The 1,034-nt window shown below is 64.7% G+C and carries 1 protein-coding gene; it reads right to left on the bottom strand.

The genetic code is table 11. The annotated features are described in order from the left end of the window. The coding region (locus MU848_RS18775) for an IS110 family transposase (RefSeq protein ID WP_247234849.1) at positions 1-890 on the bottom strand (890 nt) is incomplete at its 3' end. Positions 891-1,034 lie beyond the last annotated feature (144 nt).

Here is a 1,034-nt window from a genome sequence, read left to right on the forward strand (position 1 = left end):
GTGACGACGAGCTTTCGCATGACGGCGGTGATGGCGATCTTGGCGGGCTTCCCGGCAGTAACGAGCTGCTGATATTTTGCCTTGAGATCGGGATTGTACCGGGCGGCGACGAGGGCCGGCATATAGAGAGCCTGCCGCACGTTGGCGCGTCCGCCACGGATGAAGCTCTTGCCTTTCCATTGTCCGGACTGTCGAGCGACGGGGGCGAGACCGGCGAGGGATGCGGCCTGCTTGTTCTCGAGGCTGCCGAGTTCGGGCATGGTGGCGATGAGCTGGTTGGCGGTCAGCGTTCCGACGCCGGCGATGCTGGTGAGGATCTCATGCCGGCGGGCGAGCGCAGCATCGGCGGCGATCAGGTTGGCGATCTCGGTATCGAGCGCCTCGATATGCCGATCGATCTGCTCGAGCCGCTGCCGGCACTGGCGCTTGAGGAAGGCGATGGTGAGGTTCTTCTCGCGATTCTTGAGCGCGGTGCGATCGCGCACGAGGCCGTCTCGGGCATTGATGAGCTCCGCCATCTGCGCCTGCTGTGCGCTTCGAGCGGGTCTGACCGGCGGCTGCAAGGTGGCCGCCATACGGGCCAGCAACATGGCATCGATGCGATCGGTCTTGGCCAGAGTGCCAGTCGCCTGGGCGAAGCGCCGGGCGCGCTCTGGGTTGAGCTTAACGCAGGGCCAGTCGGCCAGAGCCGCCTCCAGCGCTCGATGGTAGGTTGCGGTTGCCTCATAGGCGATCCGCTCGACCGGCCATTGTCGCAGCCAGGCGATCAGCGCCTTGTGGCCCTTGGCGGTGTTGGCGAACTGGCGCTCGGCGCCGGCAGGGTGGACATGGCAGTCGAGGCTCGCTTTGGAGATGTCGATGCCGATCGTCTGTGGTAGATTGTCGCTCATCTTTTCCGCTATCCCATGCTTGTCATCCGGGTCCAAAACCCCGGTATCCGTTCGGGCCTGATGGAAAAGAAAGGGGCGATCCTACTCTAGCCCGGTCCCACAACGACCGGCGTTTTCACGATCCGTCCCCTTCCGCCCGGGCCG

Source organism: Sphingobium agri (assembly GCF_023051225.1).
Classification (GTDB): Bacteria; Pseudomonadota; Alphaproteobacteria; order Sphingomonadales; family Sphingomonadaceae; genus Sphingobium; species Sphingobium agri.